This is a genomic window from Spirillospora sp. NPDC052242, assembly GCF_040679555.1.
Lineage (GTDB): Bacteria > Actinomycetota > Actinomycetes > Streptosporangiales > Streptosporangiaceae > Spirillospora.
Map to the genome: position 1 here is coordinate 1 of NZ_JBFAUZ010000034.1, position 24,979 is coordinate 24,979.

General features: G+C 73.1%; 19 protein-coding genes. 14 read left to right on the top strand and 5 right to left on the bottom strand.

Annotation, left to right across the window (positions count from 1 at the left end; genetic code table 11):
- The first annotated feature begins 48 nt into the window (after window positions 1-48).
- The 8 genes from AB0L25_RS26005 (at window position 49) to AB0L25_RS26040 (ending at window position 13,667) form a co-directional block, all read left to right on the top strand.
- Window positions 49-3,471, top strand: a complete 3,423-nt coding sequence (locus AB0L25_RS26005) for a type I polyketide synthase (protein ID WP_500175390.1) — start codon at window positions 49-51, stop codon at window positions 3,469-3,471.
- Between the two features lie 44 nt (window positions 3,472-3,515).
- Window positions 3,516-6,746: a type I polyketide synthase gene (locus AB0L25_RS26010; RefSeq protein WP_500175292.1), complete on the top strand. Its 3,231-nt coding sequence runs from the start codon at window positions 3,516-3,518 to the stop codon at window positions 6,744-6,746.
- A 59-nt stretch (window positions 6,747-6,805) separates the two neighbouring features.
- On the top strand, window positions 6,806-8,299 hold the full coding sequence (locus AB0L25_RS26015) for an FAD-dependent monooxygenase (RefSeq protein ID WP_500175293.1): 1,494 nt from the start codon (window positions 6,806-6,808) through the stop codon (window positions 8,297-8,299).
- Between the two features lie 83 nt (window positions 8,300-8,382).
- Complete coding sequence (locus AB0L25_RS26020; protein ID WP_500175294.1) at window positions 8,383-8,841, top strand: nuclear transport factor 2 family protein; 459 nt, start codon at window positions 8,383-8,385, stop codon at window positions 8,839-8,841.
- 35 nt (window positions 8,842-8,876) lie between these two features.
- Window positions 8,877-9,668, top strand: coding sequence for an SDR family NAD(P)-dependent oxidoreductase (locus tag AB0L25_RS26025; protein WP_500175295.1), 792 nt, complete (start codon window positions 8,877-8,879; stop codon window positions 9,666-9,668).
- A gap of 167 nt (window positions 9,669-9,835) precedes the next feature.
- Window positions 9,836-10,897 carry an LLM class flavin-dependent oxidoreductase gene (locus AB0L25_RS26030; RefSeq protein ID WP_500175296.1) on the top strand — a complete coding sequence of 354 codons (1,062 nt, stop codon included), beginning with the start codon at window positions 9,836-9,838 and terminating at the stop codon, window positions 10,895-10,897.
- A complete protein-coding gene (locus AB0L25_RS26035) occupies window positions 10,890-12,089 on the top strand; it encodes a cytochrome P450 (protein ID WP_500175297.1) in 1,200 nt (399 codons plus the stop codon). The genes AB0L25_RS26030 and AB0L25_RS26035 overlap by 8 nt, the downstream gene beginning before the upstream one ends.
- An 84-nt stretch (window positions 12,090-12,173) precedes the next feature.
- Entirely contained in the window at window positions 12,174-13,667 is a 1,494-nt protein-coding gene (locus AB0L25_RS26040) for an MFS transporter (RefSeq protein ID WP_500175298.1), read from the top strand.
- 69 nt (window positions 13,668-13,736) lie between these two features.
- Here the strand turns inward: AB0L25_RS26040 and AB0L25_RS26045 are convergent, their stop codons facing one another.
- Together AB0L25_RS26045 and AB0L25_RS26050 are read right to left on the bottom strand one after the other, a co-directional pair.
- Entirely contained in the window at window positions 13,737-13,928 is a 192-nt protein-coding gene (locus AB0L25_RS26045) for a ferredoxin (RefSeq protein ID WP_500175299.1), read from the bottom strand.
- Between the two features lie 17 nt (window positions 13,929-13,945).
- Window positions 13,946-15,172, bottom strand: coding sequence for a cytochrome P450 (locus tag AB0L25_RS26050; RefSeq protein WP_500175300.1), 1,227 nt, complete (start codon window positions 15,170-15,172; stop codon window positions 13,946-13,948).
- 186 nt (window positions 15,173-15,358) lie between these two features.
- On the opposite strand from AB0L25_RS26050, the gene AB0L25_RS26055 reads away from it, so the two are divergent.
- From AB0L25_RS26055 to AB0L25_RS26080, 6 genes are all read left to right on the top strand, one after another.
- Window positions 15,359-16,972, top strand: coding sequence for an ABC transporter substrate-binding protein (locus tag AB0L25_RS26055; protein WP_500175301.1), 1,614 nt, complete (start codon window positions 15,359-15,361; stop codon window positions 16,970-16,972).
- A 133-nt stretch (window positions 16,973-17,105) separates the two neighbouring features.
- Window positions 17,106-17,738, top strand: coding sequence for a TetR/AcrR family transcriptional regulator (locus AB0L25_RS26060; protein WP_500175302.1), 633 nt, complete (start codon window positions 17,106-17,108; stop codon window positions 17,736-17,738).
- Between the two features lie 76 nt (window positions 17,739-17,814).
- Window positions 17,815-19,443: an ABC transporter substrate-binding protein gene (locus tag AB0L25_RS26065; RefSeq protein ID WP_500175303.1), complete on the top strand. Its 1,629-nt coding sequence runs from the start codon at window positions 17,815-17,817 to the stop codon at window positions 19,441-19,443.
- Window positions 19,440-20,372: an ABC transporter permease gene (locus tag AB0L25_RS26070; RefSeq protein WP_500175304.1), complete on the top strand. Its 933-nt coding sequence runs from the start codon at window positions 19,440-19,442 to the stop codon at window positions 20,370-20,372. The genes AB0L25_RS26065 and AB0L25_RS26070 overlap by 4 nt, the downstream gene beginning before the upstream one ends.
- Complete coding sequence (locus AB0L25_RS26075; RefSeq protein ID WP_500175305.1) at window positions 20,369-21,193, top strand: ABC transporter permease; 825 nt, start codon at window positions 20,369-20,371, stop codon at window positions 21,191-21,193. The genes AB0L25_RS26070 and AB0L25_RS26075 overlap by 4 nt, the downstream gene beginning before the upstream one ends.
- A complete protein-coding gene (locus AB0L25_RS26080) occupies window positions 21,180-22,853 on the top strand; it encodes a dipeptide ABC transporter ATP-binding protein (protein WP_500175306.1) in 1,674 nt (557 codons plus the stop codon). The genes AB0L25_RS26075 and AB0L25_RS26080 overlap by 14 nt, the downstream gene beginning before the upstream one ends.
- Here the strand turns inward: AB0L25_RS26080 and AB0L25_RS26085 are convergent.
- From AB0L25_RS26085 to AB0L25_RS26095, 3 genes are read right to left on the bottom strand one after another with little or no spacing between them, the layout of a single operon-like run.
- Window positions 22,787-23,281: a hypothetical protein gene (locus AB0L25_RS26085; protein ID WP_500175308.1), complete on the bottom strand. Its 495-nt coding sequence runs from the start codon at window positions 23,279-23,281 to the stop codon at window positions 22,787-22,789. The two genes, AB0L25_RS26080 and AB0L25_RS26085, sit on opposite strands and share 67 nt — an antisense overlap.
- 33 nt (window positions 23,282-23,314) lie before the next feature.
- The gene (locus AB0L25_RS26090; RefSeq protein WP_500175309.1) at window positions 23,315-24,055 is read right to left on the bottom strand and encodes a thioesterase II family protein; all 741 of its coding nucleotides are present in this window, start codon (window positions 24,053-24,055) and stop codon (window positions 23,315-23,317) included.
- Window positions 24,052-24,792 carry an AfsR/SARP family transcriptional regulator gene (locus AB0L25_RS26095; RefSeq protein ID WP_500175310.1) on the bottom strand — a complete coding sequence of 247 codons (741 nt, stop codon included), beginning with the start codon at window positions 24,790-24,792 and terminating at the stop codon, window positions 24,052-24,054. The genes AB0L25_RS26090 and AB0L25_RS26095 overlap by 4 nt, the downstream gene beginning before the upstream one ends.
- Window positions 24,793-24,979: the final 187 nt, after the last annotated feature.

Here is a 24,979-nt window from a genome sequence, read left to right on the forward strand (position 1 = left end):
AGCGCCCTACGCGCCCGAGCACTCCGCACCCTCACCGGCACCGGCACCATGGCCTCCATCTCCCTACCCCCCGACCACACCCAGCAGCTCCTCCCACCCCACACCACCATCGCCGCACACAACGGCCCCACCACCACCATCGTCGCCGGCCCCGCCGACGCAATTGAGCAATTGCTCGTCACCTGCCAAGACAACAACGTTCACGCCCGCCGCATCCGGGTCGACTATCCCTCCCACTCCCCTGCGGTCGAACCCCTCCACCAGCACCTCCTCACCGCACTCAAAGACATCACCCCCCAAGCCACCCACACACCGCTTTATTCCACCCTCACCACCGAACCGATCAACGGCGAAGACCTCACACCCGAATACTGGTACCAAAACCTCCGCCAACCCGTCCGCTTCCAAGAAACCATCAACCAACTCCACCACCACAAACACACCCACTACATCGAAATCAGCCCCCACCCCGTCCTCACCACCGCCATCCAGGAAACCACCGAAACCCACCCCCACAACCCACCCGCCACCACCATCGACACACTCCACCGAAACAACGGCGGAAACCACAAACTCACCACCTCCCTCGCACAACTCCACACCACATCGAACACACCCTGGAAAACACCACCCCCCAAACACCACACCACACTCCCCACCTACCCATTCCAACGACAGCGCTACTGGACGACGACTCGCTCCGGAAAAGGCGATGTCAGGGCGGCCGGGCTGGTCACGAACTCCCATCCGCTGCTCGGCGCCGCGGTCGATCTCGCCGCCGGCCCGGGAGCGGTGTTCACCGGACGGCTCTCGCTGGAGACGCACCCCTGGCTGGCCGACCACGCCGTCACCGGGACCGTCCTGTTCCCCGGAACCGGTCTCGTCGACCTCGCCCTGCACGCCGGTCTCCAGGCCGGCGCGAACCGACTCGACGAGCTCGCGCTGGAGGCGCCGCTGCTCGTCCCGGAAAAGGGCGGGGTGCACGTCCAGCTCACGGTGGGAGAGCCCGACGGGGAGGGGCGTCGTGCCCTGACCGTCCACTCCAGGCCCGAGGACGATCCCGACGGCGAATGGACCCGGCACGCCGAGGGGCGGCTGTCCGCGTCGTCCGGGGACGCACCGGCATGGCCCGGCGCCTGGCCGCCACCGGACGCCGTCGGCATCGACGTCGGCGAGCACTACGAGCGGCTGGCCGTCCAGGGGTACGACTACGGGCCCGTCTTCCAGGGGCTGCGGGCGGCGTGGCGGGTCGGCGCGGACGTCTACGCGGAGGTGGCGCTGCCCGAGGGGGCCGACGCAGCGGAGTTCGCCGTGCACCCCGCGCTTCTGGACGCCGCCTTGCACGCCGCGGGACCGGTGCTGGGCGTCGACGCGGACGGTGTCGGCGAGGGGATCCGGCTGCCGTTCACGTGGACCGGTGTCACCCTGCACGCGCCGGGTGCGTCCGTGCTGCGCGTCCGGGCCTCGCGCGCCGGGGAGGGGGCGATCTCCCTGGCGATCGCGGACCGGGCCGGAGCTCCGGTGGCCGTGGTGGAGTCACTGGTGACCCGTCCCGTCCATCCCGGGCGTCTGGCGGCCCTGCGCGGCGGAACCGACCGATCCCTGTTCCGGACGGAGTGGACGGTCCCGAGCCCCACGGCGGGCCCGCCGGCCGCAGCCGCGCGAACGGCCTGGATCGGCGATCCCGGCCTCGGCGTCGACGCCGCCGTCGACGTCCATCCGGATCTGAACGCGCTGGGCGAGGCCGTCACGGCCGGGTCGCCCATGCCCGATGCCGTCGTGGTCCCGGCCCTCGGCGGTCCGGCGGACGTCGTCGCCGAGGCGCACGCCGTCGCGCGCCGCGTCCTCGCGGTGCTGCGGAGCTGGTCGTCCGACGAGCGGTTCGCCGACGCCCGCCTCGTGGTCCTCACCCGCGGCGCGGTCGCGGACGAGGCCGAGGATCCGCGGGACCCGGCGGCCGCCACGGTGTGGGGCCTGGTGCGCTCCGCCCAGGCCGAGGAGCCGGGCCGGATCGTGCTGCTCGACGTCGACGAGATCTCGGCACCGGCGGTGGAGGCGGCGCTGGCGACCGGCGAACCGCAGCTCATGGTGCGCCGCGGCGAGATCCGCGTGCCCCGGCTCGCGGTCCCGTCCCCGGACGCGGGAACGCACGAGTCGCCCGTCGCCGGGGGCCGATTCGGCACCGGTACCGTCCTCGTCACCGGGGGCACCGGTGCCCTCGGCGGGTTGGTCGCCCGGCACCTCGTCACCGCGCACGGTGTTCGCCGCCTGCTGCTGACCAGCCGGTCGGGTCCCGACGCGCCCGGCGTCGCCGAGCTGGTCGACGAGCTGGCCGCGCTCGGCGCCGAGACCACCGTCGCCGCCGGTGACGCCGCCGACCGGGACGCGCTCGCCTCGCTGCTGGCGGACATTCCGGCGGAGCATCCGCTCACCGCCGTCGTGCACGCCGCGGGGGTCCTGGACGACGCCACCATCGGATCGCTGACGCCCGAACGGCTCGACGCCGTCCTCCGCCCCAAGGTCGACGCCGCGTGGAACCTCCACGAGCTCACCCGCGAGGCGGACCTGGCGGCCTTCGTGCTCTACTCCTCCGCCGCCGGGCGGCTCGGCACCCCGGGGCAGGGCGGCTACGCGGCGGCCAACACCTTCCTCGACGCGCTCGCCCTGCACCGGCACGCGCACGGGCTCCCCGCCACCTCGATCGCCTGGGGGCTGTGGGCCCGGACCGGGACGATGACCGGCCATCTCGGCGAGGACGATCTCGCCAGGGTGAACCGCGGCGGTCTCCTGCCGCTGAGCGACGAGCAGGGGCTGGCGCTGCTCGACGCCGCGCTCGCGGCCGGTGCGCCCGCGCCGACCGCCGCCAGGCTGGACGTTCCCGCCCTGCGCGCGCAGGCCGCCGCGGGACTGCTGCCCCCGGTGCTGCACGGGCTCGTCCGGACGCCCGCGCGGCGGCCCGCCGAGACGGGCGGGGCGCCGCTCGGCGAACGGCTCGCCGGGCTCACCGGCGAGGAACGGCACCGGCTGGTGCTCGACCTGGTGCGCGGCCAGGTGGCGACCGTGCTCGGGCATCGGGCGCCCGGGGCGGTCGACGCCGGCGCGGCCTTCAAGGAGCTCGGCTTCGACTCGCTCACCGCGGTCGAGCTCCGCAACCGGCTGCACGCCGCGACCGGACTGCGGCTGCCGGCGACGCTCGTCTTCGACCATCCGACGCCCACCGCCCTGGCGGCCCGCATCGAGGAGGCGGTCACCGCGGAGGCGGAACCCCCGGTGCTCGGCGAGCTCGAACGGCTGGAGTCCGCGCTCGGGAGCATCGGCGCCGACGAGGCCGAACGGCTCGGCGTCGCGGACCGGCTCCGGGCCCTGCTCGCCCACCTCGGCCGTCCCGCGGTGATCACGGCGAGCGAGGACGCCATCCGGACGGCGACCGCCGAGGAGATCTTCGAACTGATCGACCGCGACCTCGCCTGACATCGACCCCGTCCCGCTCAGCGAGTGCTGGAGGAGCACGCCGAATGGCGAACGAAGAGAAGCTTCTGGATTACCTGAAACGGGTGACCGCCGATCTGCGGGACACCCGGCGGCGCCTGGCGCGGACCGAGGCCGAACGCCGCGAACCCGTCGCGATCGTGGCGATGGGCTGCCGATACCCGGGCGGGGCCGACTCGCCGGAACGGCTCTGGGAGATCGTCGCCGAAGGCCGGGACGTCGTCGGGGATTTCCCGAAGGACCGGGGCTGGGACGTCGATGCCCTCTACGATCCCGATCCCGACAAGGCCGGAAAGTCCTACACCGCGCGGGGCTCCTTCCTGCACGACGCCCTGGACTTCGACGCCGCGTTCTTCGGCATGAGCCCCCGCGAGGCGATGGCCACCGATCCGCAGCAGCGGTTGCTGCTGGAGACCGCGTGGGAGGCCGTCGAGCGGGCGGGCATCGACGCCGCGAGCCTGCGCGGGAGCCGCACCGGTGTCTTCACCGGCGTCATGTACGGGGACTACGCGCTCCGGCTCGGGGAGGCGCCCGCCGGTTTCGAGGGCTTCCTCGGCAACGGCAGCGCGGGCAGCATCGCCTCCGGACGGGTCGCCTACACGCTCGGGCTGGAGGGGCCCGCCGTCACGATCGACACCGCCTGTTCCTCGTCCCTGGTCGCGCTGCACCTCGCCGTCCAGGCGCTCCGCAACGGCGAGTGCGACCTCGCCCTGGCCGGGGGCGTCACCGTCATGGCGACCCCCGCCCTGTTCACCGAGTTCAGCCGCCAGCGCGGGCTGTCCGCGGACGGCAGATGCAGGTCGTTCGCGGCGGCCGCCGACGGCACCGGTTTCGGGGAGGGCGCCGGCCTCGTGCTGGTCGAGCGGCTCTCCGACGCCCTGCGCAACGGGCACCCCGTCCTCGCCGTCATCAAGGGCTCAGCGATCAACCAGGACGGTGCCAGCAACGGGCTCACCGCCCCCAACGGACCCTCCCAGCAACGCGTCATCCACCAAGCCCTCGCCAACGCAGACCTGACACCGGCCGACATCGACGCCGTCGAAGCCCACGGCACCGGCACCACACTCGGCGACCCCATCGAAGCCCAAGCCCTCATCAACACCTACGGACAGAACCGCGACCGCCCCCTCTGGCTCGGCTCCATCAAGAGCAACATCGGCCACACCCAGGCAGCGGCCGGCATCGCGGGCGTCATCAAGACGGTCATGGCCCTCGAACACGGCCTGCTCCCCCGGACGCTGCACATCGACGAGCCCACCCCGCACGTCGACTGGGACGCAGGCGCCGTCTCCCTCCTCACCCGCCCCGCCCCCTGGACGCCCGACGGCCGCCCCCGACGCGCGGCCGTGTCCTCCTTCGGGATCAGCGGCACCAACGCCCACGCCGTCATCGAGGAGGCCCCGTCCGCGGAGGAGCGCGGCGGCGCGGCCACCGCCCCCGGCGGAACGGTGCCATGGGTGATCTCCGCGAGAACCCAGGAGGCTCTGCGCGGCCAGGCAGAGAAGCTGCGCGGCTTCCTCGAGACGACCCCGGACGCCCGGCCCGCCGATCTAGGCCGCTCGCTGGCCACGTCCCGCACCGCGTTCCCCCACCGCGCGGTGGTCGTGGGCACCGACCTCGACGACCTGCGCCGCGGGCTGGACGAACTCGTCCGCGGGGAGGCCGCGCCCACCCTGGTGCGGGACAAGGCGCGGAACGGACGCACGGCCTTCCTGTTCTCCGGCCAGGGCAGCCAGCGCCCCGGCATGGGCCGCGACCTGTACGGCGCCTTCCCCGAGTTCGCCGCGGCCCTCGACGACGTGGCCGCCCGCTTCGCCCCGTACCTGGAGCGACCGCTCGAGCACGTCATGTTCGACGACCCCGACCTGCTCGACCGGACCGACTACACCCAGGCGGCCCTGTTCGCGTTCGAGACCGCGCTGTACCGGCTCCTCGAAAGCTGGGGCGTGCGGGCCGACCTCGTCGTCGGCCATTCCATCGGCGAACTCGCCGCCGCCCACGTCGCGGGCGTGTTCTCCCTCGACGACGCCGCCAGGCTCGTCGCGGCCCGGGGCCGGCTCATGCGGGCCGCCCGCCCCGACGGCGCGATGTTCTCGATCCAGGCTCCGGCGGAGGAAGTGGCCGGGACGCTCGACGAGGCCAAAGTCGCGATCGCCGCCGTCAACGGGCCCGCCGCCACCGTGATCTCCGGGGACGCCGAGGCGGTGGCCGCCGTCGCGCTGGCCTGGAAGGCGCGCGGGCACCGGACGAAACGGCTGCGGGTCTCCCACGCGTTCCACTCCCCGCACATGGATCCCGTCCTCGACGAGTTCCGCGAGGTGGCGGCCGGGATCACCTACCGCCCGCCGGCGATCCCGGTGGTCTCCAACGTCACGGGACGCGTCGCCGAGCACGCGGACCTCTGTTCGGCCGACTACTGGACCCGGCACATCCGGGAGACCGTCCGCTTCCACGACGGCGTCCGGGCGCTGGCGGAGGAGGGCGTGACCGCGGCGATCGAACTGGGGCCGGAGGGGGTGCTCACCCCCCTGACCCAGCAGATCCTCGGTGCCGGCGCGGCGTGCGTCCCGGCCCTCCGCCGCGACCGGCCCGGCCCCCGCTCGCTGATCGGCGCGGTCGCCCACGCCTTCGCCTGCGGCGTCCGCGTGGACTGGGACGTCCTGTTCGGGGGCGACCGGAGGATCGACCTCCCGACCTACGCCTTCCAGCGCAGGCGGTACTGGCTCGACACGCCGGCGGCGACCTCCGTGACCGGGGCGCACGGCCGCTTCTGGGAAGCGGTCGAGAACGCCGATCTGGGCTGGCTGGTCGACGCCCTCGACGCCGGCTCGGAACGGAAGGAGGCGCTGGCCGAGCTGCTCCCGGCGCTGGCGGACTGGTGGCGGCGCCACCGGCCCGCGGCGCCCGCGGAGCCGTCCGCCCCGGAGGAACACGAGCCCGTGCCCGCGCCCGACGCGTCTGCGGACCTGCTCCGGAGGCTGGCCGCCGCGCCGGAGGAGGGCAGGGAGCGCATCCTGACCGAGCTGGTCCGCGCGCAGGCCGCGGCCGTACTCGGGCACGACGCGCCGGACGACATCGACGTCGACCAGGACTTCCTCGACAGCGGCTTCACCTCCCTCACGGCGCTCGACCTGCGCAACCGGCTCTGCGCGGCCACCGGCCTCGCGCTGCCGCCCGTCGCGGTCTTCGACCACCCCAATCCCACCGCCCTGGTCGGTTACCTCAAGGACGAGCTCGCCGCCGAAGCGGCGATTTAACGGCGCTTTAGCACGCCCCTGAAGCATGAGCCGCACAGGCTTCCAGTGCAGGAGGGGTCATGAGCGGCGCCGTAGTCATCGCAGGAGCGGGACCGACCGGGCTGATGCTCGCCTGCGAGCTGCGGCTCGCGGGGATCCCGGTGGTGGTCGCCGACCCGGTCACCGAGCGGCCGGAACGCTCCGGAGGGATGGCCGTCCACGGGCGGACCCTCGAGGTGTTCCGGCAGCGCGGCCTCGCCGACCGGATCGTCGAGGACGACATGTTCTTCTGGCCGCGCACCCCCTTCGCGTTCCTCTGGCTGGACCTGGAGACCGTCGACGAGCGCGACCACACCTTCGCGTATCCGCAGTGGCGCACCGAGCGCCTGCTGGAGCAGCGGGCGCTCGAACTCGGCGCCGACGTCCGGCGCGGCCGGAAGGTGGCCGGGTTCGAGCAGGACGCGGACGGGGTGCGGGTCGTCCTGAGCGGCCCCGGCGGGGAGGACCGGCTCGACGCCGCCTATCTCGTCGGCTGTGACGGTGCGGGCAGCACCGTGCGCGAACTCGCCGGCATCGCCTTCCCCGACGAGGGACCGACCCACTACGCGCTGCTGGGCGACGTCGCGTTGCCCGAGGGCGCCGAGCACGAGTTCGACCGGACGATCGGGCCGGAGGGGATCTACGGCGCCCTCCCCATCGCCCCCGGCGAGCTGCGGTTGATGACCATGGAGTTCGGGATCGATCCGCCGGGCGACGCCACGCCCGTCACGTCCGAGGAGCTGCTGGCCGCGGTCAAGCGGGTCACGGGACGCGAGGCGCCGGCGGGCGAAGCGCTGTGGCTGTCCCGCTTCGGGGGGACCACGCGGCTCGCCGAACGCTACCGCGACGGCCGGGTGTTCCTGGCCGGGGACGCGGCGCACGTGCTGTTCATCTCCGGGACGCAGGGGTTGAACACCGGCGTCCACGACGCGGTCAACCTCGGCTGGAAGCTCGCCGCGGACCTGAACGGCTGGGCGCCGCCCGGCCTGCTGGACACCTACCAGGACGAGCGCCGCCCGGTGGGCGTGCGGGTGCACGACCACGCACAGGCGGCGATGGCCCTGCTGACCCCGTTCGACAAGGTCGGGCCGCTGCGGTCGCTGTTCGGCGAGCTCCTGGAGTTCGCCGAGGTCAACCGTCACCTGCTGCGGATGACGACGGACGTCCGCTACCCGATGGGCGGCCCCGACGGCTCCGATCATCCCCTGCTGGGGCGTCCCCTCCCGGACGTGCCGCTGGCCACGGCGGACGGCGGCCCCCGCGGCACGGCCGCCGCGCTGCGGACCGGCCGGGGCGTCCTGTTCGACCTGTCCGGCGGGAGCGCCGACGTCTCGGCGGCGGCCCGCTGGTCCGACCGCGTGGATCTGGTCACCGCGTCCCCCTCCGGCGACCTCGGCGCCGCGGTCCTCCTGGCCCGTCCCGACGGCCACGTCGCCTACTGCGCTCCGGAAGGGGCCTCGACCGAGGGCCTGCGGGACGCGCTGGCCCGGTGGTTCGGGGCACCGGCGGCGCGCCCGACGGCTGAGGCGCTTTAGCCGCCGCAAAGGTCGCACTTAGTGCGTGCTCCGATGCTGGTGCCGGTCACCCGATCACCCACAGCGCGAGGAGCCGCCACGCGATGACCGACACCACCGCGACCGACACCACCGCGACCGACACCACCGCCGCCGCCACGCCCACCGAGATCGTCCAGCGCGTGCGGCGGTGCATGCTGGACATCGACATGGCCGGGTTCGGCGAGCTGTTCGCCGAAGACGGCGTTCTCGAGATGCCCTACGCCTCCGGCGGGCATCCCCATGTCCTCGAGGGCCGCGAGAACATCCGGGCCTACCTGATCGAAGGGCAGTCCAAGACCCCGCTGAAGCTCGAGGAGATCGACTCCGACGAGGTGTACCAGACCTCGGACCCCGAGGTCGTCGTCTGGGCCTTCGACGGGATCGGGTCGGTGTCCACCACCGGCAACACCTACCGGACCAAGTACATCGAGCTCGTCCGCATCCGGGACGGCCGCATCGTCCTCTTCCGCCACTACCACGAGCCGGTCGAATGGCTCGTCGACGTGTCCCGGTCCAAGTGACCACGGCACCGGCCTCCACGGGAAGGGAGCAGGACATGGTACAGGCCAGGACGCTTGCGGGACGCGTCGCGCTCGTCATCGGCGGCAGCCGGGGCATCGGCGCCGGCATCGCCGTCGCGCTCGCCGAGCACGGCGCGGACGTGGCCGTCAACTACCAGCGCAGCCCCGACGCGGCCAAGCAGGTCGTCGCCGCCGTCGAGGCGGCGGGCGCCAAGGGCGTCGCGCTGGGCGCGGACGCGTCGGTCGAGTCCGAGGTCGCCGCGCTCGTGGAGCGGGCGACCGAGGCGCTCGGGGACGTCGACATCCTGGTCTGCAACGCGGCCGGGCAGACCGACGGGGCCGTGGAGCGCTACCGGGCGGGACGCACCGACGCGGTGCAGAGCGCGGCGGAGGTCCTGGACCGGACCGGCACCCAGCTGGCGGCCTCGCTGCTCCCCGCCCGCGAGGTACTGCCCGGGATGCGGCGCAAGGGCGGCGGCAGCATCGTGTTCATCAGCGCCACCGCCTCGCGCGGCCGGCCGCTGCGCGGCACCGGCGAGATCACCGTGGCGAAGGCGGCACAGGACGCGCTGGCCCGCGTGCTGGCCGTCGAACTGGGCCCCGACGGCGTCCGGGTCAACACCGTGGCGCCGGGGATGGTGCCGACCGACGCCAACGCCGGCCCGCACCAGGAAGCGATGATCAAGGAGTTCGAGAAGACGACGCCGCTGGGACGCGTCGGCACCGTGGAGGACGTGGCCAACGTCGTGGTCCATCTGGCGTCCGACCTCAGCAGGCACGTCACGGGCGCCTACATCGGGGTCGACGGCGGCAACGTGATGCTCTGACCCCGCCGGAACGTCCGAGGGCGAGCGAAGAACACCCGGCGGGGCGGGATCCTTGCAAAGCGGAGAGAGTCTCCGTATTCTCTCGAACTGGAGGCGGCCTCCGTTTTGCGTCCGCCCCGCCGTCATCCCTTCATCCCGTTCGTACCGACTCCCGAGGAGACCCGCGCGTGACCACCACCCCCACGGTTCCGGTGTCGGTACTCGACACCTCCGCGATCTGGAAAGGCTCGACCGCGACCGAAGCGCTGCGCGACACGGTGGAACTCGCCGTCACCGTCGAGCAGCTCGGCTATACCCGCTACTGGGTCGCCGAACACCACAACACCGGCAACGTCGCCAGCTGCGCGCCGCCCGTCCTCATCGGCGGGATCGCCGCCGCCACGTCCGTCCTGCGGGTCGGATCGGGCGGCGTGATGCTGCCGAACCACGCCCCGCTCGTGGTGGCCGAGCAGTTCGGCACCCTCGAGGCCCTGTATCCCGGCCGGATCGACCTCGGACTCGGGCGGGCCCCCGGCACTGACCCGGGCACCGCCGCGGCGCTGCGCAGGGCCCAGTCGCCCACCGCGGACCTCTTCCCCCAGCAGGTCCGCGAGCTGCGCGCCTACTTCGACGTGCCGGTGACCGACGAGCCCGGCAGCAGGATCATCGCGGTGCCCGCGGTCGGCGCCCGCCCGGCCACGTGGGTCCTCGGTTCCAGCCCCTCCAGCGCGCGGCTCGCCGCCGAATGGGGCCTCCCCTACGCGTTCGCCAACCACTTCGGGCTCAGCGACCCGGTGGCGGCCATCGACATCTACCGGAACGGCTTCCGGCCCTCCGCCGAACTGGACCGGCCGTACGCGCTCGTCACCGCCGCCGTGATCGCCGCCGACTCGGAGGACCGGGCCGCCTGGCTGGCCCAGCCGCTGGGCATGATCGCCCTCAATCTGGCCAAGGGCGCCCGCGTGGGCCCCAACATGACGCCCCAGCAGATCGCCGACGCGCCCCTGTCGGCGCAGGAGCGCGCCTTCATGGAGCAGCAGCTGGCCCGCAGCGTCGTCGGCGGCCCCGACACGGTGCGCGCGCGGCTGACCGAGCTCGTCGCCGCCACCGGCGTCGACGAGCTCATGGTCATCACCCCGATCCACGACATGAAGGACCGCGCCAGGTCCCACGAGCTGACGGCCGCCGCCTTCGACCTCCCCCCGCGGGCGGGCGGCCCGCGGCCCGCGAGCGGGTCCGGTCATGCGTGACCCCGGCGCGGCGGACGCCGAATACCCCAAGCCCCGCTGCGCGGGCGTCCTGCCGGCACCGGAGTACGGCGCGCTGCGGGCTCGGGGGCCGGTCCGGGTCCGGCTCCCGGCGGGAAACCACTCCTGGCTGCTGACCAGGCACAAGGACGTCCGGGAGGGGCTGGCCGAGCCCCGCACGAGCGCGGACTCCAGCAATCCGGACCTGCCCCGCGTGGGCCCGCTGGCCGCCGGTCCCCCCACGATGTCCTTCCTGGAGATGGACGATCCCGAGCACGCGCGGCTCCGGCGGATGGTCACGCCGGAGTTCACCCACCGCAGGGTCCAGGGGATGCGACCCGCCGTGGAGAACGAGGTGAACGGGCTCCTCGACGCCCTCGGGACCCGGACCCCGCCCATCGACCTGGTCACCGAGTACGCGACGGCGGTCCCCTCGCGAGTGATCTCGGGGCTGTTCGGCATCCCGCCGGAGGAGCGGGAGTTCATCCGGGCGACGAGCGAGGTCCTCGACTCCTCGACCGCCGACCCCGACGAATCCGCCCGCGCGTTCCGCGAGCTGACCGACTACCTCGACCGGCTCGTCACGGACTACGAGAAGAACCCCGCGGACAACGTGCTGGGCCGGCTGGCCACCCGGTACGTGACCGCCGGGGAGCTCGGGCACGACGAGCTCGTGGCGATGGCGCGGCTCCTGGTGGTCGCGGGGCACGACACCACGGCCCAGATGATCGCGCTGTCCGTGCTCGTCCTGCTGCGCAACCCCGACCAGCTCGAGGCGCTGCACCGCGACCCGGGACTGGTCCGGCCTGCCGTCGACGAACTCCTCCGGTACCTCTCGATCACCCAGTTCGCCATGGTCCGCGCCGCCACCGCCGACCTGGAGATCGGCGGCGTGCCGATCGCCGCGGGAGAGGCACTGGAGTTCAGCATCCCGGCGGCCAACCACGACGACACCGTCTACGCCCGGCCGGACCGGCTCGACGTCACCCGGGACGCCCGCGGCCACCTCGCGTTCGGCCACGGCGTCCACCAGTGCCTCGGCAGGTCGCTGGCGAGCCTGGAACTGGAGGTGGCGCTGGCGGGCCTGTTGGGGCGGTTCCCCGGTCTGCGCCTGGCCGTGGACTTCTCCGGGCTGCGGTTCCGCGGCCCCGACAGTTTCGTCTTCGGCGTTCACGAACTCCCCGTCGCCTGGTGACGGCCCGAGCGGCCTCGCACGGCACGCGTACCGCAGCCGTACGGCACCCGTACGGCACCCGAACACGGTGATGGAAGGAAACGCATGTCCACCTCGTCGATATCGCCGCCCCGCGCGGGGGGCGGAAAGGCGCCCGCGCTCGGCCACCATCCCGGCCTCGCGCTGCTGATCGTCTCAACGGCCCAGCTCATGGTGGTCCTGGACGGGACGATCGTCGCCGTCGCGCTGCCGAGCATCCAGAGCGACCTGGGCTTCACCCCGTCCGGGGCGTCCTGGGTGTTCAACGCCTACCTGCTGGCCTTCGGCGGCCTCCTCATGCTCGGCGGACGCTCCGGAGACGTCTTCGGCCACCGGCGGGCCTTCATGACCGGTGTCGCGCTCTTCGCCCTGGCCTCCCTGCTCGGCGGCTTCTCCACCGAGGCGTGGCATCTGCTCCTGGCCCGGGTGGGGCAGGGGGTCGCCGCCGCGCTCGCCGCGCCCGCGGCGCTGGCGCTCGTCAACACCAGCTTCACCGACACCGAGGCGCGCAACCGGGCCCTCGGCGTGTTCGCCGGCGTCGCCGGATCCGGAATGGCGATCGGCCTGATCCTCGGCGGGCTCCTGACCGACGGGCTCTCCTGGCACTGGGTCCTGTGGGTCAACGTCCCGATCGCGGCGGTGCTGCTGGTCCTCTCACCGCTGTACCTGTCCGGCGCCCCGGGCGTCCCCAGCCGGTTCGACGTGCTGGGCTCGCTGACGTCGATCGCGGGGATGGTGGCCCTGGTCTACGGGTTCGTCCACGCGGGCGAGAAGGGATGGGGCGAGGCCGCCAGTATCGGCGCGCTCGCCGCGGGAGTGCTGCTGCTCGCCCTCTTCGTGTTCATCGAGACGAGGACCGCGCAGCCCATCCTGTCCCTGCGGCTCCTGGCCGACCGCGACCGGGCGGCGGGTTTCCTGAGCATGATGCTCCTGCCCGCGACGCTGTTCGCGATGTTCGTCTACCTCGTCTCCTTCCTGCAGAACGTCCTCGGCTTCAGCGCGATCAGGACGGGCCTGGCCTTCCTGGCGCTGGCGGCGGTGATGATGGTGGCCGCGTCCGTGGCCGCGCCCCTGATGGCCCGCTTCGGACCGAAGAAGGCCATCGTGGCCGCCTCCGTGGTGACCGTCGCGGGCATGGTGTGGCTGGCCCGGCTCTCCGTGGGCAGCGGCTACTTCCAGGACATCTTCGGCCCGATGGTGCTCTTCGGCGCCGGTGCCGGGATCGCGTTCGCCTGCCTCAACGTGGTGGTGATGTCCACGGTCCAGGGCGCGGAGGCCGGCGCGGCGTCGGGGCTGCTCAACACCGTGCAGCAGGTCGGGGCGGCCCTCGGCCTGGCCGTCCTCACCACGGTGTACACCGGCGCGCTGCGGGACGGCGCCGAGAGCCCGCCGGCCGGCGTCGCGCCCGCGGAAGCGCAGACCCACATCCTCACCGACGCCACCTCCAGCGTGTTCACCGCGGCGATCGCCTTTCCCGCGTGCCTGCTGGTGGCGGCGCTGCTCCTGCGCCGCCCGTCCGCGGCCTCCCCGGCTCCCGCCGAGAAGGCCCCCGCGCTCTAGCGGGACGACGTCGAAGGGGTGGTCTCCACGAGACCACCCCTTCTGGCTTCCCACCGGCGGCGCCGGGCCTCACTCCTGCAGATGCAGCGTCCCCGAGGGGCACAGGGACACCGCCTCACGGACCGTCTCGGCCTCGGCGGCGTCCGGACTCCGGAGCAGCACGACCAGCCCCTCGGCGTCGTCCTGGTCGAACAGGTCGGGCGCGGCGAGCACGCACTGCCCGGCTCCGCTGCACGCGTTCCGGTCCGCGACGACCCGCATCGGCGCCCCCTCCCGGCTCACCACTCGACCGGCAGGGACCGCAGCCCGTACACGTGGCTGTCCTTCTTGAAGGAGAGCTCGGACGCCGGGACGGCGAGCCGCAACCCGGGGAAGCGGCCGAACAGCTCCGCGAAGACGATCTCGAGCTCCGCGCGGGCGAGATGCTGGCCGATGCACTGGTGCATCCCGTGGCCGAAGGCGATGTGCCGGTGGCGCGGGCGCCGCACGTCGAACTCGTCCGGGTCCGGGAACGCGTCGGCGTCCCGGTTGGCCGCCCCCACCAGGAGGAACATCCCCTCTCCCGCGTGGACGGTGCGGCCGCCGATCTCCATGGTGTCGAGCGCGGCGCGCGCCACCGACAGGTCCCCGATGCTGAGGTATCTGAGCAGTTCGTCGACCGCGCCCGGCCACAGGCCCGGATCGGCGCGCAGTTCGGCCAGCACCCCGGGACGTTCCAGGAGCACCGCGGTGCCGAGCGAGATCATGTTGACCGTGGTCTCGTGGCCGCCGTTCAGCACGGCGATCGCGGAGGCCACGGCATCCCGCTCCTCGGCCTGCGATGCGGCCAGCTTGCTGAGGATGTCGTCGCCCGGGTCCGCCCGCTTGACGGCCAGGAGCCGGGCCAGGTAGTCCCACAGGTCGGTCATCGCGGCCTTGACCTCGACCGGCGTGCTGGAGCGGTTCAGCGGCACCGCGGTCCGTTCCTGGAAGAACTCGTGGTCCGCGTAGGGGACGCCCAGCAGCTCGCAGATCACGAGGCTCGGCACCGGCACGGCCACCGCCGCGTTCAGGTCGACGGGCCCGCCGGCCCCGGCCATGTCGTCCAGGACGCCGCGGACGATCTCCCGGATCCGCGGCTTCATGCCGTTGACCTTGCGGACCGTGAAGTCCGGCAGCAGCAGCTTCTTGTAGATCGTGTGCTCGGGCGGGTCCGTCCGGAAGCACGGATGCGGCGCGCCTTCCGGCAGCGGCGGTCCGCCGCCGGGCACCGGGCATCCCGGCTTGCGCAGGTCGCTGGAGACCCGGGGGTCCCGCAGCGTCGACTTCACGTCGTCGTACCGGCTGATCAGCAGCACCTTCCGCCCGTCGGCGAGCGTGGCGTCGGCGACGGGCTCCTCGGCCCGCAACCGGGCGTACTCGGGCGGCGGGTCGAATGGGGCGTCCGGGCGTTCCATGGGGAAGCGCAGGTTCCCGGCCCGGTCGCCCCCGCTCTTCGGCACGGTCGGTTCGTCTGGTTCCGGCATCTGAATCCTTTGCTCGATGCGTCCAACGGCCACCGCACGGTGGCGAGGACCATCGCCGCGGTCGACCGCACGGCCAGCTTGGGCAACGCGCTTAAAGCGTCCCTAAAGCTCACGGGGGGCCGCGCGGCCGCCGGGACGCGCGCGCGGATTAAGGTCGCCTTTAGGGGGCGCTCCCACCATCCGGACATGAACCGGAAGCACGCCTTGCTCGCCGCCGCCCTCTCGGCCAGTCTCACCGCGTCGGCGTGCTCCGGCGCCGCACCGTCGCGTCCGGGCGGGGAAGGGCTCGTCTTCGCCACCGACAGCGAGCCGGACTGCCTCGACCCCCAGGTCAGCGCGCTGGACATCACCGCCACCGTGGACCGGCCGATCTTCGACTCGCTGGTGAGCATGACACCGGACGGCGAGTTCCACCCCTGGCTCGCCGAGCGCTGGACGGTCTCGCGCGACAGGCGCACGTACACGTTCCATCTCAGGCCGGGCGTCCGGTTCCATGACGGGACGCCGCTCGACGCGGCCGCCGTGAAGGCCACCCTGGACCACGCCGTCGACCCGAAGACCGAGTCGCGCTACGCGGCCAGCCTCCTCCGCGGCTACACCGGGGCGGAGGTCATCGACGCCGACACCGTGACGGTGCGCCTCTCCGAGCCGAGCGCGTCGTTCCTGCAGGCCCTGAGCACGGCCTACCTGGGGATCCAGTCGCCGAAGGCGGTGCGCGCCGACGCCGCGGGCCGCTGCGGCGAGCCCGTCGGCTCGGGCCCCTTCCGCTTCTCCGGCTGGACCCGGAACAAGAGCATCGTGCTGACCAGGAACCCGTCCTACGCGTGGGGTCCGGAATCCGCGGGGCACGCCGGACCCGCGCGCGTCCCCAAGCTCACGTTCGTGGTGGCGCCGGAGAACAGCGTCCGGCTCGGCATGCTGACCAGCGGCCAGGCCGACGTCATCGACAACGTCCCGCCCTCCAACGTCGGGTCGCTGGAGTCGTCCGGCAGGCTCGAGCTGCTCCGGGCCAAGGCGCCGGGCGTCGTCTTCGTGCTGTTCCTCAACGGGACCAAGGGCGTGCTGGCCGACGAACGCGTCCGCGTCGCCCTGCAGCGGTCGCTGAACCTCGACCAGCTCGTCGAATCCGTCTACTTCGGGGAGCAGACCCGTGCCTGGAGCACGCTGAGCCCCTCGACCATCGGGTACGAGCCGGCGACCGTCGGCTCGTGGCCCTTCGACCCGGCGCTGAGCGACCGGCTGCTCGACGAGGCGGGATGGACGGGCCGCGACGCCGAGGGATTCCGGACGAAGAACGGCGAACGGCTGACCCTGCGCTGGCCCTACCAGGCCGCGCTGCTGCGCGACCGGCGCGACGTGCTCGCGCAGGGCGTCCAGGGCCAGGCCAAGCGGGTCGGCATCCATGTCGACCTGCGCAGCGTCGACGCGGGGACCCTGACCCAGGACGTCCTGGGCGCGCGGGAGCGCATGGACATCATGGGCGCCAGTTTCGTCCGCCCCGAGCCCGACATCCTGCGCTACTTCTTCTCCTCGGACCGGCCCCCCGCCAAGGGCGGCGGCAACTTCTTCCAGCGCACCGATTCCCGGCTGGACCGGTGGCTGCGGGAGGCCGCCACCACGAGCGACGCCGAGGAGCGGAACCGGATCTACCGCGAGGTCCAGCGCTACCTCAACGAGCACGCGCTCGCCATCCCGACCTACGTCCCGGAACGGATGATCGGCACCACCAAGGAGGTCGAGGGGCTCGGCTTCGACGCCAGCGCCTACCCGCTCTTCCACGCGGTCTCCCTGGACGGGTGAGCCCGCCGTCCGGCATCGCCGGTCGCGACGTCCGCGGCGGCACCGGCCCGCTGCCGTAGAATGCGGAGGCGTCCCCCGGTACACGCTCGCGTGCGCGGCGGGACGCCCGTCCGGCACGGCGAGGAAGGAACGGATGGACGCCAAGCAAGCGGCCCGCACCTCCGCGCAGTCCGGGCGGAAGGACGCCCGGCGCAACCACGCCCGCCTGCTCGCCACGGCCAGGGAGCTGTTCTTGGAGCAGGGGGCCGACGCCTCGCTGGACGCCCTCGCCCGGCGCGCCGGCGTCGGCATCGGCACCCTCTACCGCCACTTCCCCACCCGGCAGAACCTCCTGGAAGCGCTGCTGACGGAGAGCTACGACAACCTCAGCTCCCGCGCGCGCGAGCTGACCGGGTCGGCGTCGCCGGAGGTCGCGCTCACCACCTGGCTGCAGGCGTTCATCACCGAGGTCACCGAGGTCCGCGGCATGGCGGCCTCGGTGATGGCCACCCTGCGGGACGAGCGCTCGGAGGTGTTCACCTCCTGCACCTCCATGCGCGCGGCGGGAGAGGTCCTGTTCCGGGAGGCGCAGCGCGCCGGCCTCATCCCGCCCGAGGTCGAGTTCCTGGACGTCCTCAGGCTCGTCGGGGCCATCGCCATGGCCGCCGAGCAGGAACCGGACGTCGCCGACCGGCTGCTCGCCCTGGCTCTGCGCGGGCTGATGCCGGGCGCCGAGACGCCCGTCCCGGCCGCCGGGGCCGAGGCCCGCGGGCCGGGGGCAGGTTAAGTCCGCCTTTAGATCACTCGCGGAGAGTACGGCCCAGATCATCGTTCACCGGTGAACTCTCCGGAGGAGATCGAGGATGGGCCTTGGCCGACCACTGCCGTCCCTGGCGTTGCCGGCGGCTTCACTGATCGCGGCGGCCGCGACGGCGTGCGCCCCGGGCGGGGCCGCCGCCGGCACGGCGGACGGACACCTCGTCTACGCCACCGGGCTGGAACCCGACTGCCTCGACCCCCAGGTGAGCGGGCTGGAGGTCACGGCGCTGATCGACCGTTCGATCTTCGACTCGCTGGTCGGCATGACGCCGGACGGCCGGTTCCACCCCTGGCTCGCCGAGCGCTGGACGGTGTCGGAGGACGGGAGGACCTACACCTTCCACCTGCGATCCGGCGTGCGCTTCCATGACGGGACACCGCTCGACGCCGCCGCGGTCAAGGCCACCCTGGACCACGCGGTCGACCCGGAGACCAAGTCCCGCTACGCGGCCAGCCTGGTCCGCTCCTACGCCTCCGCCGAGGTCGTCGCACCGCGCGTCGTGAAGGTGCGGCTGAGGGAACCGGACGCCTCGTTCCTCCAGGCGTTGAGCACCGCGCACCTCGGGATCCAGCCGACCGCGCGGCTGCGGGGGAACGCCGAGGCCCTCTGCGGCACGCCCGTCGGGTCCGGCCCGTTCCGGTTCGCCGGCTGGACGCGCGGCAAGCAGGTCGTGCTGACCAGGAATCCGGGCTACTCGTGGGGTCCCGGATACGCGGGCCATCGCGGGCCCGCCCACCTCGAACGGCTCAGCATCGGCTTCGTGCCGGAGGGTTCGGTCCGGCTCGGAGCGCTCACCGCGGGGCAGGCCGACATGGTCGACGGCGTTCCCACGACGAACGCCGCATCCGTCCGCTCGTCCGGGCGCACCCGGCTGCTCCGCGCCGACATGCCGGGCGCCGTCTTCGGGATCTTCCTCAACGGCACCCGCGGCGTCCTGGCCGACGAGCGGGTCCGCACCGCGCTGATGCGGGCCGTCGACATCGACCGGCTCGTCGAGTCGGTCTACTCCGGCGAGTATTCGCGGGCCTGGAGCCCGCTCAGTCCGGCCACGACCGGGTACTCTCGCGCGACCGAGGGGTCGTGGCCGTACGACCCCGCGTTGAGCGACCGGCTGCTGGACCAGGCGGGATGGACGGGCCGGGACTCCGCGGGGTACCGGACGAAGAACGGCGAACGCCTCGCCCTGCGCTGGCCGTACATGTCCAAACTCATGCAGGACCGCCGCCACGTCCTCGCCCAGGGCGTCCAGGCGCACGCCAAGCGGGTCGGCATCGCCGTCGACCTCGTCAACGAGGACGGCGGCGCGATGGCCAGGGACGTGCTCCAGGGCACGATGGACCTGTACAGCACCAGCCTCGCCCGCGCCGAGCCGGACATCCTGCGCTACTACTTCGCCCGGGACCGCACTCCCCCGAAGGGCGGCGGGAACTTCTTCCGGCTGTCGGACTCCCGGCTGGACCGCCTGCTCCGCGACGCGGCCGCCACGACGGACCCCGCCGTCCGCGCCCGGCACTACGCCGAGGTCCAGGATCGGCTGCTGCGCAAGGCACTGGTCGTCCCGCTCTACGTTCCGGTCCGCCTGGTCGGCGCGTCGACCGAGGTCCGGGGCGTCCGCTTCGACTCCCACGCCTACCCGCTCTTCTACGAGGCCCGGAAGGGGGGAGGGAAGTGAACGCGACCGTCCGGTGGCTCGTCCGCCGCCTCCTGCTGACGGTGCTGGTCACCGCGGGCGCCGCCACGGTGGCCTTCGCGGGCATGCGGCTGACTCCCGGCGACCCGGTGCGCACCCTGCTGGGGTCGCCGCCGACCCCGGAACTGCTCCGGCAGGTCCGTCACGAACTCGGCTACGACCGTCCGCTCCTCGAGCAGTACGGGCTCTTCATGGGACGGCTGCTGCGCGGCGACCTCGGCCATTCCTACCAGCTGCAGCAGCCGGTCGCGCGGGTGATCGGGGACCAGCTGTGGGCCACGCTCGAGCTGGCGGCGGCCGGCTTCCTGCTCGCGGTGACGGTGGCGACCGTCCTGGCCGTCGCCACCGCCGGACGGCGCCCCGCGCTGCGGCGGCTCGCGGTCGCCCTCGAACTGCTGGCCATCTCCACCCCCAGCTTCTGGACCGGGGTGCTGCTGCTCACCTTCTTCGCCTTCCGCTGGCAGGTGTTCCCCGTGATCAGCGGCAGCGGACCGCAGGGGCTGGTCCTGCCGGCGGTCGCGCTCGCGCTGAGCCTGGTCGGGGTGTTCGCCCAGGTGCTCCGTGAAGGGCTGGAGCGCGCCCTGGAGGAACCCTTCGCGCTGACGTCGCGGGCGCGGGGCAGCGGCGAGACCGCGGTCCGGATCCGGCACGCGCTGCGGCACGCCCTGATCCCCATGATCACCCTTTCCGGGTGGTGCGTGGGCGCCCTCCTCAGCGGCGCCGTCGTCATCGAGACGATCTTCAGCCGGCAGGGGCTGGGCCGGGTGATGGCCACGGCCATCGCGGGCCGCGACCTTCCGGTCGTCACCGGGGTGGTCGTCGTGTCGGCGCTGGCGTTCTCCGTGATCAACCTGGCCGTGGACGGGCTCTACCGGGTCGTGGACCCCCGGCTGCGGGGGGCGGCGCTGTGACCGGCCGGCGGTCCCTCGGCGTGGCGGCGGCCGCGGCGATGCTGGCGCTGCTCGCGATCGCCGTCGTCTGGCCCGCGCTCCTCGCGCCGCACGCTCCGGACGCCGTCGACCCCGCCGCGGCGCTCGCCGCGCCGACCTCGGACCACTACTTCGGCACCGACGAGCTGGGCCGCGACGTCTTCAGCCGGGTGGTGCACGGCGCCCGCCCGTCGGTGGCCATCGGGCTGGGCGCCACCGCCATCGCCGTCGTCCTCGGGTCGCTGCTCGGTGTTCTCGCGGCGGTCGGCGGGCGGGTCGTCGACGAGGCCGTCATGCGCGTCGCCGACGTCTTCCTCGCCTTCCCCGGGCTCCTGCTCGCCCTGCTGGTCGTCGCGATCCTCGGCCCCGGCACCGGCAACGCCATGCTGGCGATCGGCTGCTCGCTGACGCCCGGCTTCGTGCGGCTGGCCCGCGGCCAGGCCCTGGTCGTCCGCGACTCGGACTACGTGCGCGCCGCGATCACCCTGGGCGCGCCGCGACCGGTCATCTACCTGCGGCACGTGCTCCCCAACGCCCTGCCCCCGCTGCTGGTCCTGGCGATGGTCAACGTCGGCACGGCCATCATCGCCGGGTCGTCGCTGAGCTTCCTCGGGCTGGGACCGAAACCGCCCACGCCCGAATGGGGCGCGATGCTCTCCGAGGGACGCGACTTCCTGGAGATCGCGTGGGCCATGGCCGTCTTCCCGGGACTGGCGCTGACCGTCGCGGTGGTGTCGGTCAACGTCGTCGGGAGGACGCTGCAACGTCGCTTCGAAGGGAGGCTCCCGCATGTCGGCCGATGAGGACGCCGGGACCGCGCGCGCCCTGCTCACCGTCGAGGCGCTCGACGTCTCGTTCGCCACCGGGCGCGAGAGGGTGCACGCGGTCCGCGGCGTGGGCTTCGAGATCCGGCCCGGGGAGTGCCTGGCCATCGTCGGCGAGTCGGGATCCGGCAAGAGCGTGACCGCGCGCGCCCTCATGGGACTCGCCGGCCAGGGCTCGTCGGTCACCGCGAAGCGGCTGGAACTGGACGGCGAGGACCTGACGCGGATCGGCGACCGCCGGTGGCGGGAACTCCGCGGCGGCAAGGTCGGCATGGTGCTCCAGGACGCCCTCTCGTCGCTCGACCCCCTGCGCACCGTCGGCGCGGAGGTCGCCGAGACGCTCCGCAACCACCGGACCGTCCCGCGGGACGAGCGCCGCGAACGGGCGGTCGCCCTGCTGGAGCAGGTCCGCGTGCCCGACCCCCGGCTGCGCGCGCGCCAGTATCCGCATCAGCTCTCGGGCGGGCAGCGCCAGCGCGCCCTGATCGCCTCCGCCATGGCCGCCGATCCCCCGCTGCTCATCGCCGACGAGCCCACCACCGCCCTGGACGTCACCGTCCAGGCCCGGATCCTCGACCTGCTGTCCACGATGAAGGACGCCGGGACCGCGGTGCTGCTGATCAGCCACGACCTCTCCGTGGTGGCGCGGCTGGCGGACCGGATCGCGGTGATGCACGAGGGCGTCTTCGTCGAGCAGGGCACCGCCGAACAGGTGCTGAGGTCGCCGTCCGCCCCGTACACCCGGCGCCTGCTGGCGGCCGTCCCCTCCGGACGCGCCCGCCCGGCCGGCGGCGCGGCGTCCCGGGACGGCGGGAACGCCCCGGCCTCCGGGAACGGTTCGCCGCCGGAGGAGATCCTCGCGGTCGACGGAGTCTCCAAGATCTACCCCCGGCCGGACGGAACGCGGCGCCCCGCCGTGGACGGCGTCTCCCTCACCCTGGGCAGGGGCGAGATCCTCGGCGTGGTCGGCGAGTCCGGCTCCGGCAAGAGCACGCTCGCCGGTCTGGTGCTCGGCCTTCAGGACCCCGACGCCGGCACGGTGAGCTTCCTCGGCACGCCGTGGTCGCACGTGCCCGAGCCGCGGCGCCGTCCGCTGCGCGGGCGCATCCAGTTCGTCCACCAGGACCCCCTCGCCTCCTTCGATCCGCGCTACACGGTCGAACGGGTCGTCACCGAGGCCCTCGGCTCCCCGGGCAGGCGCGCCGTGCGGCGGCGGCGGGACGAGATCGCCGAACTGCTCCACCGGGTCGGGCTCGACGCGAGCCTGCTCGGCCGCCACCCCCGCCGGCTGTCCGGCGGCCAGCGCCAGCGGGTCGCCATCGCCCGCGCGCTCGCGCCCCGGCCCGAGGTCATCGTCTGCGACGAACCGGTGTCGGCCCTGGACGTGTCGGTGCAGGCGCAGGTGCTCGACCTGTTCGCCGATCTGCGGGCGTCCCTCGGCGTGTCCCTGTTGTTCATCTCGCACGACCTCGGCGTGATCCACCACCTCAGCGACCGCGTGATCGTGATGCGGGAGGGACGGATCGTGGAGAGCGGCCCGGTGGACGAGGTCTTCCACCGGCCCGCCCACCCCTACACGCAGGACCTCCTGGCGGCCCTGCCGCAGCCCACCACCACGAGCGACGCCGCGCCCGCCTGACCCCGGCCGGCGCCCGGCGGGATCCTGAGCGCGCGCCGCCGGGGCCGGACCGGATGGCCGGAGACGACCACCGTCGCCGCGGAGCCGCCGACGATCCGAGCGAGCCCTCCGTCGCCGTCGGCCACCCGGAAGTCCCAGGGCACGAGGGAGGGCGCCAGCAGCTCGGCCACCCGGCCGAACATCCACAGCTCCCGGTCGTCCCGCACCGAACCGTCCGAGAGGACCCCGCCCGAGTTCAGCAGCGCGAACGAGGCCAGGGCCGGCAGGGGGCGCCTGAGCATGACGACGGTCAGCGGAGACCCGCGGTGCGGGACGAGCCTGATCGCGTGCCGCACCGCGGCCAGACCGCACAGGCGATGGTCGACGAGCGCGACGATCTCGTCCGCACGGTTCGCGAACGCGTCATGGGCACCGGTGGATCGAGTCACCCGCCCAAGGTCGCCCGTCCCGCTTAGGCGTCCCTAAAGCACGCCCTGCTCGATCACCCGGGCGATCTCCTCGCGGTGGTCGTCGAGGAAGAAGTGCCCGCCCGGGAAGACCCGCACCTGCGCGCCGCCGGGCGTGTGCGCGTCCCACGCCCGCGCCTCCTCGACCGTGGTGAGGGGGTCGGCGTCGCCCACGAGCACCGTGAGCGGGCAGGTCGGGTCGGGACCGGGCGGACGCCGGTACGTCTCGATCGCGGCGTAGTCGGCGCGGACCACGGGCAGGAACAGCTCCCGCAGCTCCGGGTCCGCCAGCAGCCGCGCATCGGTGCCGCTCAGCCTCATCAGTTCGGCCGCGACCTGCTCGTCGTCCCCGAGCCGCACCCGTTCCGTACGGGTCCGGGACGGGGCCCGGCGGCCGGACACGAACAGCCTGCGCAGCCGGATCCCCGCCTTGTGCTCCAGCAGGCGGGCGACCTCGTAGGCCACCGTCGCGCCCATGCTGTGGCCGAAGAGGGCCAGGGCCGTCCCGTCCGGCGTCTCCAGTCCCAGGAGTTCTTCGTAGACGTGTCCCGCCAGCACCAGGACGTCCTCGATCGGGGGCTCGTGCCTTCGGTCCTGCCGTCCCGGATACTGCACCGCGAGGACGTCGACGGCGGGGGCGAGCCGCCCCGCCGTCCAGTGGTAGTAGCTCGCGGAACTCCCCGCGTGCGGAAAGCAGACCAGCCGGACCGGGGCTTCCGGGGCGGGACTGTAGCGACGCAGCCAGAGGTCGTTCATACCGCCGCCATCGTGTCGAACGCGTCCGCCGAGACCAGAATGGAGTGCTGCATCTCGCGGAGTTGCCTTCCGGGTTCCAATCCCAGTTCGCGATTCAGCGTCGCCCTGGCGTTCTGATAGACGACCAGGGCGTCCGCCCGCCGTTCCGCGCGGCACAGCGCGGTCATGAGCTGCCGGTAGAAAGCCTCGTGCAGCGGATGGTCGGCGATCATCCGGCGCAGCACACTGATCATTTCGCGATGGCGGCCGAGCGCCAGATTCGCCTCCACCAGCAACTCGTTGCATTCGAGGCGCATCTCTTCCAGCCAGATCGCGAATCCATTGATGATCGGCCCCTCGCGGAGCTCGCTCAACGCCGGCCCGCGCCACAGCCCCAGCGCCGTTTCGAGCGCCCGCCCGGCCCGCGGGTGATCGCCCGAACGCAGCGCGGCCCGTCCTTCGCCCATCAACCGCTGGAACACGTGCAGGTCGAGTTCGTCCGCACCGGTGCGCAGCATGTAGCCCGGGGCCCTCGTCGAGATGGGGCCGGTCCGGCCCGTCGAGCCGGTCAGCAGCTTGCGCAGCTGCGACACGTACACGTAGAGGGCCGCGGTCGCGCGCCGCGGCGGGCTGCCGCCCCACAGCTCGGTGACCAGCTGCTCGATCGACACCACCTGCTCCGCACGGGTGAGGAGCGTGGCGAGCACGATCTCCATCTTCCGCGCGGACACCGTCAAACTCTCGTCGTCCTTGATCACACGGAGTGATCCCAGAACCTCGTATCTCACGATGCCTCCGTAGTGGGAGCAGGGCACCCGGCATGGCCGGCATGGCCGGAACGGAGACTCCAGATTCGCAGACGGTCCAGCACGAAACGTCAGAGAAATTACCTATTTCGCCACAGATCACCTACTTAGCGGTGACATCCCTCACAATATTAGACCG

What these genes read in the sequence shown, in the direction of transcription:
- AB0L25_RS26065 (WP_500175303.1), top strand. Translation starts at nt 17,815, where the DNA reads ATGGGCCTTGGCCGACCACTGCCGTCCCTGGCGTTGCCGGCGGCTTCA.
- AB0L25_RS26080 (WP_500175306.1), top strand. Translation starts at nt 21,180, where the DNA reads ATGTCGGCCGATGAGGACGCCGGGACCGCGCGCGCCCTGCTCACCGTC.
- AB0L25_RS26055 (WP_500175301.1), top strand. Translation starts at nt 15,359, where the DNA reads ATGAACCGGAAGCACGCCTTGCTCGCCGCCGCCCTCTCGGCCAGTCTC.
- AB0L25_RS26005 (WP_500175390.1), top strand. Translation starts at nt 49, where the DNA reads ATGGCCTCCATCTCCCTACCCCCCGACCACACCCAGCAGCTCCTCCCA.
- AB0L25_RS26035 (WP_500175297.1), top strand. Translation starts at nt 10,890, where the DNA reads ATGCGTGACCCCGGCGCGGCGGACGCCGAATACCCCAAGCCCCGCTGC.
- AB0L25_RS26015 (WP_500175293.1), top strand. Translation starts at nt 6,806, where the DNA reads ATGAGCGGCGCCGTAGTCATCGCAGGAGCGGGACCGACCGGGCTGATG.
- AB0L25_RS26040 (WP_500175298.1), top strand. Translation starts at nt 12,174, where the DNA reads ATGTCCACCTCGTCGATATCGCCGCCCCGCGCGGGGGGCGGAAAGGCG.
- AB0L25_RS26045 (WP_500175299.1), bottom strand. Translation starts at nt 13,928, where the DNA reads ATGCGGGTCGTCGCGGACCGGAACGCGTGCAGCGGAGCCGGGCAGTGC.
- AB0L25_RS26050 (WP_500175300.1), bottom strand. Translation starts at nt 15,172, where the DNA reads ATGCCGGAACCAGACGAACCGACCGTGCCGAAGAGCGGGGGCGACCGG.
- AB0L25_RS26090 (WP_500175309.1), bottom strand. Translation starts at nt 24,055, where the DNA reads ATGAACGACCTCTGGCTGCGTCGCTACAGTCCCGCCCCGGAAGCCCCG.
- AB0L25_RS26060 (WP_500175302.1), top strand. Translation starts at nt 17,106, where the DNA reads ATGGACGCCAAGCAAGCGGCCCGCACCTCCGCGCAGTCCGGGCGGAAG.
- AB0L25_RS26020 (WP_500175294.1), top strand. Translation starts at nt 8,383, where the DNA reads ATGACCGACACCACCGCGACCGACACCACCGCGACCGACACCACCGCC.
- AB0L25_RS26025 (WP_500175295.1), top strand. Translation starts at nt 8,877, where the DNA reads ATGGTACAGGCCAGGACGCTTGCGGGACGCGTCGCGCTCGTCATCGGC.
- AB0L25_RS26010 (WP_500175292.1), top strand. Translation starts at nt 3,516, where the DNA reads ATGGCGAACGAAGAGAAGCTTCTGGATTACCTGAAACGGGTGACCGCC.